Origin of the sequence: Variovorax sp. S12S4, assembly GCF_023195515.1 — a bacterium.
Taxonomy (GTDB): domain Bacteria; phylum Pseudomonadota; class Gammaproteobacteria; order Burkholderiales; family Burkholderiaceae_C; genus Variovorax.
In genome coordinates, this window is the sequence record NZ_JALPKR020000002.1 from 3,566,173 (window position 1) to 3,581,092 (window position 14,920).

A 14,920-nucleotide genomic window follows, 5' to 3' on the forward strand; every position below is an offset into this window, starting at 1 on the left:
AAAACGTGGACGAAAAAAAAGACAGAGCGGCCCCAGGGCCTGCTCTGTCTTCTGGCTCAGCTTACTTGCTGTCGTTGTTGTCGAGCTTGGCGCGCAGCAGGGCGCCCAGGCTCGTCGTGCCCGCGTTTTCGCGTGCCGACTGCTGGCTCAGGTTGGCCATGGCGCCTTGTTCGTCGACCATGTCCTTCTGCTTGATCGACAGCTGGATGTTGCGGGTCTTGCGATCCACGTTCAGCACGATGGCAGTGACTTCGTCGCCTTCCTTCAGCACGTTGCGGGCATCCTCCACGCGGTCGCGCGAGATTTCCGAAGCACGCAGGTAGCCGAGGATGTCTTCGCCGAGGTCGATTTCAGCGCCGCGGGCGTCAACCGTCTTGACCTTGCCGGTCACGATCTGGCCCTTGTCGTTCACCGTGGTGAACGTGGTGAACGGGTCGCTATCGAGCTGCTTGATGCCCAGGCTGATGCGCTCGCGGTCGACGTCGACTGCCAGCACGATGGCTTCGACTTCCTGGCCCTTCTTGTAGTTGCGAACGGCGGTTTCGCCGGCTTCGTTCCACGAGAGGTCCGAGAGGTGAACCAGGCCGTCGATGCCGGCAGCCAGACCCACGAACACGCCAAAGTCGGTGATCGACTTGATCGGGCCCTTGACGCGGTCGCCGCGCTTGGTGTTTTGCGCGAACTCTTGCCACGGGTTGGCCTTGCACTGCTTCATGCCCAGGCTGATGCGGCGCTTGTCTTCGTCGATTTCGAGGACCATGACTTCGACTTCGTCGCCCAGCGAGACGATCTTGTTCGGAGCGATGTTCTTGTTGGTCCAGTCCATTTCGGAAACGTGCACCAAGCCTTCGATGCCGGGTTCGAGTTCGACGAACGCGCCGTAGTCGGCAATGTTCGTGACCTTGCCGAACAGGCGGGTCGATTGCGGGTAGCGGCGCGAAACGCCCATCCACGGGTCGTCGCCCATTTGCTTGAGACCCAGCGAGACACGGTTCTTCTCGGTGTCGAACTTAAGGATCTTGGCGGTGATTTCCTGGCCGGCCTGAACGACTTCGCTCGGGTGGCGGACGCGGCGCCATGCCATGTCGGTGATGTGCAGCAGGCCGTCGATGCCGCCGAGGTCGACGAACGCTCCGTATTCGGTGATGTTCTTGACGACACCGCGCACGACTGCGCCTTCCTTCAGGGTTTCCATCAGCTTGGCGCGCTCTTCGCCCATGCTGGCTTCGACCACGGCACGGCGCGACAGCACGACGTTGTTGCGCTTGCGGTCGAGCTTGATGACCTTGAATTCCATGGTCTTGTTTTCGTACGGCGTCAGATCCTTGATCGGACGCGTATCGATCAGCGAGCCCGGCAGGAATGCGCGGATGCCGTTGACGAGCACCGTGAGGCCGCCCTTGACCTTGCCGCTGGTGGTGCCGGTGACGAAGTCGCCGGATTCCAGGGCCTTCTCGAGCGCGAGCCACGAGGCCAGACGCTTGGCGGTGTCGCGCGAGAGGATGGTGTCGCCGTAGCCGTTTTCAACGCTGCCGATGGCAACGGAAACGAAATCGCCGGCCTGGACTTCGAGTTCGCCCTTGTCGTTCTTGAACTCCTCGATCGGCACGTACGCTTCGGACTTGAGGCCGGCGTTGACGACGACGTGGTTGTGTTCGACACGCACGACTTCGGCCGTGATGACCTCGCCGGTGCGCATTTCGGAACGCTTCAGGGACTCTTCGAATAGGTCGGCAAAAGATTCAGACATTTATGGTTCCTTCCGTCAGGCAGGGTTGGCAGGCGCTCATGCGAAATTGCGTGCGGCTGCTGTGGGTCTGGAGACGGCGGTTTTGTGGGCTTTTTGGATATAAACCCGGGTTGGTTGAACAACCAGCCGGCCGGTGCGCTGTCGCGCGAGAAGAGCCTGCTGGAGCGGTATGCGCCACCCGGAACACCCGGCTGGCGCGAGCCTTCAAGCGGACTTGAAAGGCTGTACTTGCTGCCACCAGTTCAACACCGTATCGATCGATTGTTCGATGGACAGCTGGGAGTTGTCGAGGTGGCGCGCATCCTGCGCCGGCTTGAGAGGTGCAACGCTGCGGGACGAGTCCCTGGCGTCGCGCGCTTCCAAGTCGGAGCGAAGACTGTCAAGTGTAGTCGAAATACCCTTTGAAATCAACTGCTTATGCCGGCGCTCGGCCCGCTGGACGGCGCTGGCCGTCAGGAACACCTTGAGCTCTGCGTCGGGGAAGATCACGGTGCCCATGTCGCGCCCGTCGGCCACAAGGCCGGGAAGCTGCCGAAACCGCTGCTGCAGGGCCAAAAGTGCCTCGCGCACCGCGGGAAGCGTGGAAACGCGCGAGGCGTCCATGCCCGCGGCTTCGGTGCGGATTTCATCGCTCACATCTTCGCCGGCCAGCAAGACCTTGCCCTCGGCAAAGTGCAGGGGCAGGGTGCGCGCCATGGCGGCAATCTGCGCTTCGTGCTGCGAATCGGCGCTGAGCCCGGCGCGCCGCATGGCCAGTCCGGTGACGCGGTAGAGCGAGCCGGAATCCAGGTAGTGGTAGCCCAGCAGGCGCGCCACCTCGGCGGCGAGGGTGCCCTTGCCCGAGGCGGTGGGACCGTCGATGCAGATCACGGGTATTTCCGTGGCCTCGGCAACCGAGAACAGGGTTTCGAAGTAGTCCGGAAAGGTCTTGGCGACGCAATGCGGCTCGAGAATGCGCACCGGTACCCGGGCCGGGTTGAACGCCGCGAGCGAGAAGCACATCGCCACGCGATGGTCGTCGTAGGTGCGGATAGCGGCAGCCTGCCAATCGGCCGGCGCGAGCGGATGCACCCGGATGAAATCGGGGCCGGATTCAACGGTGCCGCCAAGCTTTCTCAGCTCGTTGGCCATGGCGTCGATGCGATCGGTTTCCTTGACCCGCCAGCTCGCAATGTTGCGCAAAGTGCTCGGGCCGTCGGCATAGAGCGCCATCACGGCGAGCGTCATCGCGGCATCGGGAATGTGGTTCGCGTCCAGGTCGATGGCCTTGAGCGGCCAGGCGCCGCGGCGCACTTCGAGCCAGTTGGGCCCGCTGTCGACCTGCGCGCCCATTTGCCGGGCCGCGTCGATGAAGCGGATGTCGCCCTGGATCGAATCGGCACCGACGCCTTCGATCCGGAGGCCGTCGCCGCCCGAACTGCCGGCGGCAATGGCCCCGAGCGCTATGAAATAGCTGGCGGAGGACGCGTCGGCCTCGACGTGGATATCGCCCGGCGAGCTGTAGCTGCTGCCGGCCGGAATGGTGAAGCGCTCCCAGCCGTCGCGCCGGACCGTGATGCCGAAGCGTGCGAGCAGGTTCAGCGTGATCTCGATGTACGGCTTGGAGATGAGTTCGCCCACCACCTCGATGACGATGTCCTTGCGGGCGGCGAGCGGCAGTGCCAGCAGCAGGGCGGTGAGAAACTGGCTCGACACGTCGCCCCGTACGCGAATGGGCACATCGAGCACCAGCGCGCTGTGATCGACCGGGCTGATGCGCAGCGGCGGGTAGCCAGGGTTGCCGAGGTAATCGATGCGGCAGCCGAGCTGGGTCAGCGCATCGACCAGATCGCCGATCGGCCGCTCATGCATGCGCGGGACGCCGCTCAGTTCGAAATCCCCCGAGCAGCGACAGTGCCGCCGTCAGCGGGCGCATCGCGGTGCCGGCGTTGCCGAGGAAAAGCGGAAGCAGCTTGCCCTTGACTTCAGTTGGCCGCCGATGCCGGTCACACGCAACGTGCTGCCTGCGGCGTCGATGCCGCAGCCGAGCGCGCGCAGCGCATCGAGCATCACGCGGGTGTCGTCGGAGTCGAGCAGGTCGTGGATGGCGGTGGTGCCGCTCGCGAGCGCGGCCAACAGCAGCACGCGGTTCGAAATGCTCTTGGAGCCCGGCAGCTGAACGGTGCCCGCAGCCGCGGCCAGCGGGGGAATGTCGAGGAATGCCGTCGAGAGCATGTCAGGAGTCCTGGGAGGCGTCGGTGTTGGGCTGCCAGGCGGCGCGCGCCTTTCTCGCGGCGGCAATCGATTGTTCCAGCGCCTGGGCGTCGGCGGCGCCCATCAGCGCCTCGAGGTCCAGCAGTGCCTTGCGAAAGGCCTGCGACTGCAGCAGCACCTGCTCTCGATTGGCGAGCAGCACGTCGCGCCACATCACCGGGTCGCTGGCCGCAATGCGAGAAAAATCGCGAAAACCCGGCCCGGCAAGGCTCAGGAAGCGGTCGCCCTGCGGCTGCGCGATAAGGGCGTTGACATAGGCAAAGGCCAGCAGGTGCGGCAAATGGCTCACGGCGGCGAAGGCACTGTCGTGCTCTTCGTGCGTCATGGTGACCACGTTGGCGCCGATGCCGCTCCAGAGCTGCGAAGCCCGTTGCACGTTGGAACGCAGCGTAGCCTTGACGGGCGTCAGCACGACCTTGCGACCGGTGTAAAGCGAGGCCTCGGCATGTTCGATGCCCGACACCTCCTTGCCGGCGATCGGGTGGGCCGGAACGAAGTTGGCGAACTGGCTTTGCAGGCCATTGCGCGCGGCTTCGATCACGTCGCCCTTGGTCGAGCCGACGTCCATGACCAGCGTGTCGCTCGACATGCCGTGGCGGATGGCCCTGAAGGTGGCTTCCGACGCAGCCACCGGCACCGCGAGCAGCACCAGGTCTGCCCCTGAGACCGCCAGCAGCGCCGAGGGCGCCACCACGTCGATCACCCCGAGCTGGCGGGCCCGCTCGGTGGTGGAAGGCGACTTGCTGTAGCCGACGACCCGTTTCACAAGCTTTGCGCGCTTGAGCGCAAGCGCAAAGGAGCCGCCCATGAGGCCGCAGCCGATCAATCCCAATTGCTCGAACATGGTGCGCGTCCGGCTCAGGCTTTGACGGGATAGGCGCCAAGCACCTTGTAGAAGGCGCAGAGGCCGCGCAGTTCGGCCAGTGCCGCAGCCACGTTGGGCTGCGAAGGATGGCCGTCGAGGTCGATGTAGAAGTAGTACTCCCACTGGCCGGTGCGCGCGGGGCGCGACTCGAAACGGGTCATGGACACGTTGTTGAGCTTCAGCGGCACCAGCAGGTCATGCACGGCGCCGGGGCGGTTGGGTACGGAAACGATCAAGCTCGTGCAATCGCGCCCCGATGCCGGCGGCATGGCGAGCGTCTGGGGCAGGCAGATCACGGAGAAGCGGGTGCGGTTGTACGAGTCGTCCTGGATGGCGTGCGCAACGATGTGCAGGCCGAAGCGGGTGGCGGCGCGTTCGCCGGCCAGCGCGGCCCAGGCCGGGTTGGTGGCCGCGAGCCGTGCGCCTTCGGCATTGCTTGAGACGGCGCGCCGCTCGGCGTTGGGCAGGTGCTTCGAAAGCCAGGTCTGGCACTGCGCAAGCGCTTGCGGATGGGCGAGCACCGCTTCCACCCCGTCGAGCGTGTTGCTGCTGCGCAAAAGATGGTGCCGCACCAGCAGGCTGACCTCGCCGACCACATGGGTGGGCGAATGCAGGAACAGGTCGAGCGAGCGCGTGACCACGCCTTCGGTCGAGTTTTCGACGCCCACCACGCCGTATTGCGCGCTGCCGGCCGCCGTGGCGTGAAACACCTCGTCGAAGCTGGCGCAATAGATGAGGTCGGCGGCACCGCCGAAGTATTCGATGGCGGCCTGCTCGCAGAAGGTGCCCTCGGGGCCCAGCACGGCAACGCGCTGCGGCGATTCGAGCGCCAGGCAGGCCGACATGATCTCGCGCCAGATGGCAGCCACATGCAGGTCCTTGAGCGGGCCTGCATTGCTCTTCTGCATCTTCTCGATGACTTGCGCCACGCGATCGGGGCGGAAAAACGGCGTGCCTTCGCGCTTCTTGACCTCGCCGACCAGCTCTGCCACATGGGCCCGCTCGTTGAGCAGGCTGAGCAATTGCTGGTCGAGCGAATCGATCTGCACGCGCAGACCGGCAAGGCTTTCGGAGTTGTCGGGAGAAGAGGGCGGTGTTGGAGCGGAGGCGGTCATCGGTGCGAGCAGCTGGGCATGCGCCTAGGCATGTGATCGCTCGAATTCTCGCATGTAGCTCACAAGTGCCTGTACGCCTTCCAGCGGCATGGCGTTGTAGATGCTCGCACGCATGCCGCCGACCGACTTGTGGCCCTTGAGCTGCAGCAGGCCGGCTTCCCGGGCGCCCGCCAGAAAGGCGTCGTTGCGGCTTTCATCGGCCAGGAAGAAAGGCACGTTCATGCGCGAGCGGCAGCTCGGGTCGATCTTGTTCACGTAGAACGAAGACGCGTCGATGAACCCGTACAGCAGGCTCGCCTTGGCGATGTTGCGCTGTTCGATGGCGGCCACGCCCGTGAGCGCGCCTTCGGTCTGCTGCAGCAGCCACTGGAAAGTGAGCCCGGCCATGTAGATGCCCCACGTCGGCGGGGTGTTGTACATGGACTTGTTGTCGGCCACGATCTTGTAGTTGAACGCACTCGGGCAGATTTCGAGCGCCTGGCCGAGCAGGTCGTCGCGCACGATCACGAGCGTGAGGCCGGCCGGCCCGAGGTTCTTTTGCGCGCCGCCGAATGCAAGGCCGACGCGGCTCCAGTCGACGCTGCGCGAGGCCACGTGAGACGAAAAGTCGATGACCAGCGGCGCGTTGCTGCCAAGGGCCGCAAGATCGGGCAGTTGCTGGAACTCGATGCCGTTGATCGTCTCGTTGGTGCACAGGTGCACGTACGAGGCGTCTTGGCTCAGTTGCCAGGTCGAGGGATCTGGCAGCCTGGTGTGATGGTCGCCTGCGTTACTTGCGGCGACGTGCGCAGTGCAATAGCGCTGCGCTTCTTTCTGGGACTTGATGCTCCAGCTGCCGGTGATCACGAAGTCGGCGGTTTTGCCGCGCGACAGGTTCATCGGCACGATGGCGTTTTCGCCCAGCCCGCCACCCTGCATGAACAGGATGTGGAAGTTCTCGGGTACAGCCAGCAGCGTGCGGATGTCGGCTTCGGCCTGGGTGCAGATCGCGCCGAACTCCTTGCCGCGATGGCTCATTTCCATCACGCTCATGCCGCTGCCCTGCCAGTCGAGCATTTCGGAGGCGGCGCGTTGCAGCACCGCCTCCGGCATGGCGGCCGGACCTGCGGAAAAATTGAATGGACGCGTGCCGACTGGCTTGGGCTGCTGCTGAGTCACGTCACTTCTTGGCGGGAGCCTTGGCCGGGGCCTTGGCGGGAGCGGCGCCTTGCTGGCCGCCGGTGGGCGCACCCAGTGCCTTGGCCACGTTTTCGTCGAGCGCGCGCATCTTCGGTTCGATGGTGGCGCGCGTTTCGGTCACGAGCTTTTCGGTCAGCGCGGTCTGCATCTTGGGGTTGAGTTCCTGATACTTCTTGCTGAGCGGCGAGTTGATCCAGGCCAGCAGCTGCTTGAGTTCGTCTTCGGTGAAGTTCTGCTCCAGCAGCGGGGTCAGGGCAACGGGTGCCAGTTGCACGGCCTTGTCGCGCACGATCGGGTAGGCGTCGTCGAAGTACTTCTTGAGTTCGGCGTCGGCGGCCTTGGCAGCCGATTCGCGCTTGGCTTCGGGCACCTGCGTTTGCAGGTACTGCGAGCCGGCTTGCGCAATTGGAGAGCTCGATTGCTCGACCAGGCCGCGTGCCAACGACTCGATGCCGGGGCGCTGCACGTCGATGAACTGCTTGATGAGCGCAGCTTTGTCCTGGGCCATGGCGGCCATCGAGCTGCCAGCCAGGGCGACAGTCAGAAGTGCGAGCTTGAATTTTTTCACTGAGGGTTCTCCGTTGAAGATGTGGAAGTATCGTCTGCGCCCGGCTCGATCTCGCCGTTGGCGTCGTTCTCGACGATACGCTGTAGCCCGCTTAGTTTGGCGCCTTCGTCGAGCCCGATCAGCGTGACGCCTTGCGTTGCGCGACCTAGTTCACGAATCTCGGCAACCCGGGTGCGCACAAGCACGCCCTTGTCGGTGATGAGCATGATCTCATCGTCCGCATGCACGAGGGTGGCGGCAACGACCTTGCCGTTGCGCTCACTCTGTTGAATCGCAATCATGCCTTTGGTTCCGCGGCCATGACGCGTGTACTCGGTAATGCTTGTACGCTTTCCGTAACCATTTTCGGTGGCGGTGAGCACGCTTTGCTGCTCGTCCTCGGCCACCAGCATGGCGATGACGCCTTGCCCCGGATCGAGCGACATGCCGCGCACACCGCGCGCGTTGCGGCCCAGCGGACGCACGTCTTCTTCGTCGAAGCGCACGGCCTTGCCGCCGTCGCTGAACAGCATCACGTCGTGCTTGCCGTCGGTGAGCGCCGCGCCGATGAGGTAGTCGCCTTCATCGAGGTTCACGGCAATGATGCCGCCCTTGCGGGGGTTGTTGAATTCGTCGAGCGTGGTCTTCTTGACCGTGCCCATCGAGGTGGCCATGAACACGTACTGGTCGGCCGGGAAGTTGCGCTTCTCGCCGGTGAGCGCGAGCGCCACGTTGATCTTCTCGCCCTCTTGCAGCGGAAACATGTTGACGATGGGGCGGCCGCGCGAACCGCGGGAGCCCGCGGGCACTTCCCACACCTTGAGCCAGTACAGCCGGCCGCGGTTGGAGAAGCACAGGATGTAGTCGTGCGTATTGGCAATGAAGAGCTGGTCGATCCAGTCGTCTTCCTTGGTCACGGTGGCCTGCTTGCCGCGCCCGCCGCGCTTTTGCGCGCGGTACTCGTTCAACGGCTGGCTCTTGATGTAGCCGCTGTGCGAAAGCGTGACCACCATGTCGGTCGGAGTGATCAGGTCTTCGGTCGAGAGATCGTAGGCGCTGTGCTCGACCAGGCTGCGACGCGCGCCGAGCTTCGATTGGCCGAATTCCTGCTTGATGGTGCCAAGCTCTTCGCCAATGATGACCGAGACGCGTTCGGGCTTGGCAAGGATGTCGAGCAGGTCGTCGATCTCGGCCATGACCTCCTTGTATTCGGCAACGATCTTGTCCTGCTCGAGGCCGGTCAGGCGTTGCAGGCGCATCTGCAGGATTTCTTGCGCCTGGGTTTCCGACAGGCGATAGAGGCCGTCGGAGCCCATGCCGAATTCGCGCTCCAGGCCTTCGGGGCGGTAGTCGTCGGCATTGACCACGCCGCCGTCTGCGCGCGAACGCGTGAGCATCTCGCGCACCAGCTTGCTATCCCAGCTGCGGGTCATCAGCTCGGCCTTGGCCACCGGAGGCGTCGGCGCGTTGCGGATGATCGAGATGAATTCGTCGATGTTGGCCAGCGCCACCGCCAGGCCTTCGAGCACGTGGCCGCGTTCGCGGGCCTTGCGCAGCGTGAACACGGTGCGGCGCGTGACCACTTCGCGGCGGTGCTGCAGGAAGACCTCGATCAGGTCCTTCAGGTTGCACAGCTTGGGCTGGCCGTCGACCAGCGCCACCATGTTGATGCCGAAGGTGTCCTGCAGCTGCGTCTGCTTGTAGAGGTTGTTGAGCACCACCTCGGGCACTTCGCCGCGCTTGAGCTCGATGACAAGGCGCATGCCCGACTTGTCGGACTCGTCCTGGATGTGGCTGATGCCTTCGATCTTCTTCTCGTGCACCAGCTCGGCCATGCGCTCCTGCAGCGTCTTCTTGTTGACCTGGTAGGGGAGCTCGTCGACGATGATCGCCTGGCGTTGGCCGCGGTCGATGTCCTCGAAGTGGCACTTGGCGCGCATGACCACCTTGCCGCGGCCGGTGCGGTAGCCGTCTCTCACGCCATTGATGCCGTAGATGATGCCGGCGGTGGGGAAGTCGGGCGCCGGCACGATTTCCATCAGCTCGTCGATGGTGGCCTGCGGATTGCGCAGCATGTGCAGGCAGGCGTCCACCACCTCATTGAGATTGTGCGGCGGAATATTGGTGGCCATGCCCACCGCAATACCGCCGGAGCCATTCACCAGCAAATTAGGCAGTTTGCTCGGCAGGACCTTGGGTTCTTTTTCGGAGCCGTCGTAATTGTCTTGAAAATCGACCGTTTCCTTGTCGATATCGGCCAGCATTTCGTGCGCAATTTTGGCAAGCCGGATTTCCGTATACCGCATTGCGGCCGCGTTGTCTCCGTCGACCGAGCCGAAGTTACCTTGTCCGTCCACCAGCATATGGCGCATGGAAAAGTCCTGCGCCAGCCGCACGATGGTGTCGTAGACCGACTGGTCGCCGTGCGGGTGGTACTTACCGATCACGTCGCCCACGATGCGGGCGGACTTCTTATATGCACGGTTCCAGTCGTTGTTGAGCTCGTGCATGGCGTACAGCACGCGCCGGTGCACGGGCTTGAGGCCGTCGCGGGCGTCGGGAAGCGCTCGGCCCACGATCACGCTCATGGCGTAATCGAGATAGCTGCTGCGCATTTCCTCTTCAAGACTGATGGGCAGGGTTTCTTTGGCGAAGGAGGTCATGAGCGAGAGGCTGGCGGCAGGAAGGCGGAATTTTACGCTGTGAGGGGTGTCGTACCGCCGCAACACAAGGCCGCTATTCCGCCTCCGTCCTACGCTTCCGGGGGCGCTGCGGGCTGTTTGCCAAAGACCCTATGGCACAATCGCCTCAACGTTTTGGGTGGTGGTCACTTAAAGCGTCCTTGATTCGCAGCGCGGCTGCGGCTTTTTCCCCAAGAGGAGAACCATGAAGAAACTGAATAAAGTGGCGATGATGTTTGCAGTCGCTGCGCTCGCCACTGCCGCCGGCGCGCAGACCCGTGTCACCGCTGCGAATGGCGGTCCTACGATCGACAACTGGCAAAACGGCACCGGCGAACTGGTTTGGAAGAACGGCACGAACGAACTGTGCTGGCGTGATGCCAACTGGACGCCGGCTACCGCCGCCGCCGGTTGCGACGGTGCTCTGGTTCCGGCAGCTCCCGCTGCAGTGGCTCCCACCCCGGGCGCACCGGCTCCTACGCCTGCTCCTCAAGTCGCTGCTTCGAAGGTTACCTTCGCTGCTGACGCATTCTTCGACTTCGACAAGTCGGTTCTCAAGCCTGAAGGTCGCGCCAAGCTGACCGACCTGGTCTCGAAGATCCGTGACGTCAACCTGGAAGTGATCATTGCCGTGGGTCACACCGACTCGATCGGTTCTGACTCCTACAACCAGCGTCTGTCGGTGCGTCGCGCCGAAGCTGTCAAGGCCTTCCTGGTCTCGCGCGGCATCGAACGCAACCGCGTCTACACCGAAGGCAAGGGCGAGAAGCAGCCTGTTGCGGACAACCGCACCAAGGAAGGCCGCGCCAAGAACCGCCGCGTGGAAATCGAAGTGGTCGGCACCCGCGCCACCCGCTGATTCGATTGAATCGCTAAAAGAAAACCCCGCCTCGGCGGGGTTTTTTTATGCCTGTCGAATTCCTTCGGGCGGTCTCAACCGTCTTTCCAGTGCTCGCGGTGCAATCTCCGTTTCATAATCGGGGCATGACAGATAACGTGAATGCCGATCCGGCGGAACTTGCCAAGTTTTCCGAACTTGCTCATCGCTGGTGGGATTTGGACAGCGAATTCCGTCCGCTCCACGAAATCAATCCGCTTCGCCTGGAATGGATTGACGGTATTGCGCCGATTTCGCAGCGCAAGGTGCTCGATATTGGCTGCGGCGGAGGAATCCTCGCCGATTCGATGGCCCGAAAAGGCGCCGATGTGCTCGGCATCGACTTGGCGAGCAAGGCGCTCAAGGTTGCCAAGCTGCACGCGCTCGAGGCCGAAACCAAGGGCGTCAAATACCGCGAAGTCAGCGCCGAGGCATTGGCCGCGGAGCAACCGGGCAGTTTCGACGTCGTGACCTGCATGGAAATGCTCGAACACGTGCCGGAGCCCGCTTCGATCGTTCAGGCCTGCGCCACCTTGGTCAAACCGGGCGGTTGGGTGTTCTTTTCCACCATCAACCGCAATCTGAAGTCTTTCATGCTGGCGATCGTCGGCGCCGAATACGTCCTGGGCATGTTGCCGCGCGGCACGCACGAGTATGCAAAGCTGATCCGGCCCAGCGAGCTTGCAGCCCATTGCCGCGCCGCCGGGCTCGACTTGCGCCATACGCGGGGCATGGAGCACAACCCGTTGACGCGGCGCTACTGGCTCAGCGGCGACACCAGCGTCAACTATATGTTCGCAACGCAAAAACCGGCCTCGGCGACGGGATCCCGGGCGTGACGGGCGCAGCAGTGCAAGCCGTGCTGTTCGACCTGGACGGCACGCTGATCGACAGCGCGCCCGATCTGGGCGCTGCGGCCGACAAGATGCGTACAGACCGGGGCCTTGAGTCGTATCCGTTGGAGCGCTACCGCTACATGGCGGGCGCTGGTGCGCGGGGCATGCTCGGCGTGGCCTTCGGCATCACACCCGACGCGCCGGAATTTCCGCAGTTGAGGGAAGAGTTCTTCGTTGCCTACGAAAACCGCATGCTGCTCAACACGCATGTGTTCGACGGCGTACAGGCGCTCATCGACGCCATCCGCGCGCGCGGGCTGGCGTGGGGCGTGGTCACCAACAAATCGGCAAGATTTACCAATCCGCTGACCCGCGCGATTCCTCTTTTCGAGAGCGCGGGCGCTATCGTGAGCGGCGATACCACGCCGTTTTCCAAGCCGCACCCCGAGCCCTTGCATGAAGCGGCACGCCGGCTTGGAATCCCGTCGAATGCCTGCATCTATGTGGGAGACGACGAGCGCGACATCATCGCGGGCCGCGCCGCCGGCATGAAAACCGTGGCGGCAACCTACGGCTACATGGGGCCGCAGGCCGACGCCACGCTCTGGGAAGCGGACGCCGCAATATCTTCGCCCATGGAGCTCTTGCAGTTTCTCAACCCGGCCTAAAATACGGGTCTTGGGGCTGCACTGGTTTCGACGTGGGTTCGGAGTCGCAGCGGGGCATGTCGAGCTGAATGCGCTCGTAAAACAGATTCAAACAAACTAACTGCAAACGACGAACGTTTCGCACTCGCTGCTTAATTGCCAGTGAGCCTTGCAACAGTTGGCCGATGGGCTGGGCAAGGGGGTCTGGAGCAATCCTGACCTCCCGGCTGCAAGGATAATTACATGGGCTGGCTCCGATCCGGGTACCTTGGGTCGGGGCGAGAAAATAGGGTACTGGCGTCCGGTTTAGCGTGTGACTGCGCGACTCCGGAAGCGAGACTTAAATCAGATCACTAAACATGTAGAACTGCGCGATGAAGGCTTGCGGACGGGGGTTCAAATCCCCCAGCTCCACCATTCATCACAAAAAGCCAACCTTCGACAGGTTGGCTTTTTTTTGCCTGGGCGCAAGGCTATAGTCAGCGGGCGCTGTCACGCCGCCATCGCTGTCTGCTCCTCGCAAAGGCATCGCTGCCCGTCTCGACCCAAAAAAGGACGCCGTGCCCGATTCACTGACTTCGACTCTCACCAGCTACTACGACGAGGTGCCCTACGAGTCGCATCCGTTCCCGCAAACCGCTGTCGAGCACCTGGAAGCCCTGGCTTTCCTGTTCGGTCTCGAAGCGCCGCCGCCGGCCAAGGCGCGAGTGCTCGAACTCGGCTGCGCGGCAGGCGGCAACCTGATTCCGTTTGCGGCGCGCCATCCTGAAGCAAGTGCCCTGGGCCTCGACCTGTCGAAGGTGCAGGTGGAACAGGGCCTCACGGCCATTTCGCGCGCCGGATTGCCGAACGTGGAGCTGCGGGCATTCAATCTCGCGGAGGTCGATGCCTCGTTCGGCCAGTTCGACTACATCATCTGCCACGGTGTCTACAGCTGGGTACCCGGGCCGGTGCAGGACGCGATCCTGCGCGTGTGCTCCGAGAACCTTGCGCCCAATGGCGTGGCTTATGTCAGCTACAACGTGTACCCGGGCTGGAAGGCGAGGGAGATCGTGCGCGACGCGATGATCCTGCGCGGCGCTCCGCGCGACACGCCCGAAGAAAAGCTGTCTTATGCGCGCGGCATGCTCGAATTTCTCGAGCAGTCGGCGCGGCCGGACAGCGTTCTGAAGAAAACGCTCGAGGAGACGATGCCCATTGTGCGCGGCTCCAGCGGCTACTACCTGCTGCATGAATTTCTCGAGCCCTGCAATGCGCCGTGCTACTTCAAGGAGTTTGTGGCGCGTGCCGAGGCGAACGGCCTGAGCTACCTGGCAGACGCGGAACCTTCCACGATGTTCGTGCAGAACTACGGAGAGAAGGTACGAGAGCCGCTGCTGCGCGAATGCGGCGGCAGCCAGATTCTCATGGAGCAGTATCTCGACTTCCTGGTCAACCGCACTTTTCGCCAGACCTTGCTGGTGAAGCAGGGCCGCGCCGCCGATATCCGCTACCGGCTCGACCCGGCCCGGATTCGCAGTCTTGAATTCGCGGGCGTGTTCGCCGCCGAGGACGGCACTGCATTGACGCTCGATGCACGCGAGCAGTCTTGCAATGCGCTGCGCAACCTGAAGGTCACGCTGCGCCTTCCGGTGCACAAAGCCGCGGCCCAGGCGCTCGATTCGAACTATCCGGCCAGTCTGTCGCTCGAGGCGCTGGTTGCCTCGGTTCTCGCCGCAACGGGCGAGCCCCGTACCTCGGTCGAACCCATCGTGATGTCGATGCTCGAGGAATTGCTGATCCTCGGCGCGGTTCGGATCCGGCGTACACCGGTGCGGGCCGCAACGCAGGTGTCCGCGCTGCCGCTGGCGTTGCCGTCCGTACGCACCGCGCCGGGCCTGGCGCTGTCCGCTGGAAGCTCAGCCACGGTCTGCAACCAGTGGCATGAATCCATGGGCCTCTCCGCGCTGGAACGCTGCCTCTTGCCGCTGCTCGATGGCGCGCATTCGCACGACATGCTGGCCGACTATCTCGCGGCCGAGGTGGAGGCCGGCCGCCTGCGCTTCGTCCACAACGACAAGCCACTGACCGATCCCTCCCAGCTGAAGGAGTTCGCGCTCAAACAAGTAGAGCTCGGCTTGAGCGACCTGCGGCGCAAGGCGCTGCTCGTTGCCTGACGGCCTTGGTGCTT

General features: G+C 63.5%; 10 protein-coding genes, 1 other RNA gene and 1 pseudogene. 5 read left to right on the forward strand and 7 right to left on the reverse strand.

Features of this window, described 5'->3' with window-relative positions:
• Window positions 1-61: 61 nt before the first annotated feature.
• The 7 genes and pseudogenes from rpsA to gyrA all read right to left on the reverse strand — a co-directional run bounded on the left by rpsA (window position 62) and on the right by gyrA (window position 10,372).
• A complete protein-coding gene (gene rpsA, locus M0765_RS17595) occupies window positions 62-1,750 on the reverse strand; it encodes a 30S ribosomal protein S1 (RefSeq protein WP_126747498.1) in 1,689 nt (562 codons plus the stop codon).
• A gap of 204 nt (window positions 1,751-1,954) precedes the next feature.
• Window positions 1,955-3,964, reverse strand: a pseudogene (locus M0765_RS17600) (bifunctional 3-phosphoshikimate 1-carboxyvinyltransferase/cytidylate kinase).
• Window position 3,965: 1 nt separating this feature from the next.
• The gene (locus tag M0765_RS17605) at window positions 3,966-4,847 is read right to left on the reverse strand and encodes a prephenate dehydrogenase (protein WP_258505051.1); all 882 of its coding nucleotides are present in this window, start codon (window positions 4,845-4,847) and stop codon (window positions 3,966-3,968) included.
• Between the two features lie 14 nt (window positions 4,848-4,861).
• Window positions 4,862-5,983 carry a prephenate dehydratase gene (gene pheA, locus M0765_RS17610; protein ID WP_157613000.1) on the reverse strand — a complete coding sequence of 374 codons (1,122 nt, stop codon included), beginning with the start codon at window positions 5,981-5,983 and terminating at the stop codon, window positions 4,862-4,864.
• A gap of 24 nt (window positions 5,984-6,007) precedes the next feature.
• Window positions 6,008-7,141 (reverse strand): 3-phosphoserine/phosphohydroxythreonine transaminase, encoded by a 1,134-nt coding sequence (serC, locus tag M0765_RS17615; protein WP_258505054.1) that lies wholly within the window; start codon window positions 7,139-7,141, stop codon window positions 6,008-6,010.
• Between the two features lies 1 nt (window position 7,142).
• The gene (locus tag M0765_RS17620; protein WP_258505055.1) at window positions 7,143-7,730 is read right to left on the reverse strand and encodes a DUF2059 domain-containing protein; all 588 of its coding nucleotides are present in this window, start codon (window positions 7,728-7,730) and stop codon (window positions 7,143-7,145) included.
• Window positions 7,727-10,372 carry a DNA gyrase subunit A gene (gene gyrA / locus M0765_RS17625; RefSeq protein ID WP_126747492.1) on the reverse strand — a complete coding sequence of 882 codons (2,646 nt, stop codon included), beginning with the start codon at window positions 10,370-10,372 and terminating at the stop codon, window positions 7,727-7,729. The genes M0765_RS17620 and gyrA overlap by 4 nt, the downstream gene beginning before the upstream one ends.
• A 223-nt stretch (window positions 10,373-10,595) precedes the next feature.
• Between gyrA and ompA the strand changes: the two genes are divergently transcribed.
• From ompA to M0765_RS17650, 5 genes are all read left to right on the forward strand, one after another.
• Entirely contained in the window at window positions 10,596-11,249 is a 654-nt protein-coding gene (gene ompA, locus M0765_RS17630) for an outer membrane protein OmpA (protein WP_126747491.1), read from the forward strand.
• A gap of 125 nt (window positions 11,250-11,374) precedes the next feature.
• A complete protein-coding gene (ubiG, locus tag M0765_RS17635; protein WP_258505060.1) occupies window positions 11,375-12,106 on the forward strand; it encodes a bifunctional 2-polyprenyl-6-hydroxyphenol methylase/3-demethylubiquinol 3-O-methyltransferase UbiG in 732 nt (243 codons plus the stop codon).
• On the forward strand, window positions 12,103-12,771 hold the full coding sequence (locus tag M0765_RS17640) for an HAD-IA family hydrolase (protein WP_258505061.1): 669 nt from the start codon (window positions 12,103-12,105) through the stop codon (window positions 12,769-12,771). Before ubiG ends, M0765_RS17640 begins: the two co-directional genes overlap by 4 nt.
• A 12-nt stretch (window positions 12,772-12,783) precedes the next feature.
• Window positions 12,784-13,167, forward strand: a transfer-messenger RNA (tmRNA) gene (gene ssrA / locus M0765_RS17645).
• A 143-nt stretch (window positions 13,168-13,310) separates the two neighbouring features.
• Complete coding sequence (locus M0765_RS17650; RefSeq protein ID WP_258505062.1) at window positions 13,311-14,906, forward strand: methyltransferase regulatory domain-containing protein; 1,596 nt, start codon at window positions 13,311-13,313, stop codon at window positions 14,904-14,906.
• Window positions 14,907-14,920: the final 14 nt, after the last annotated feature.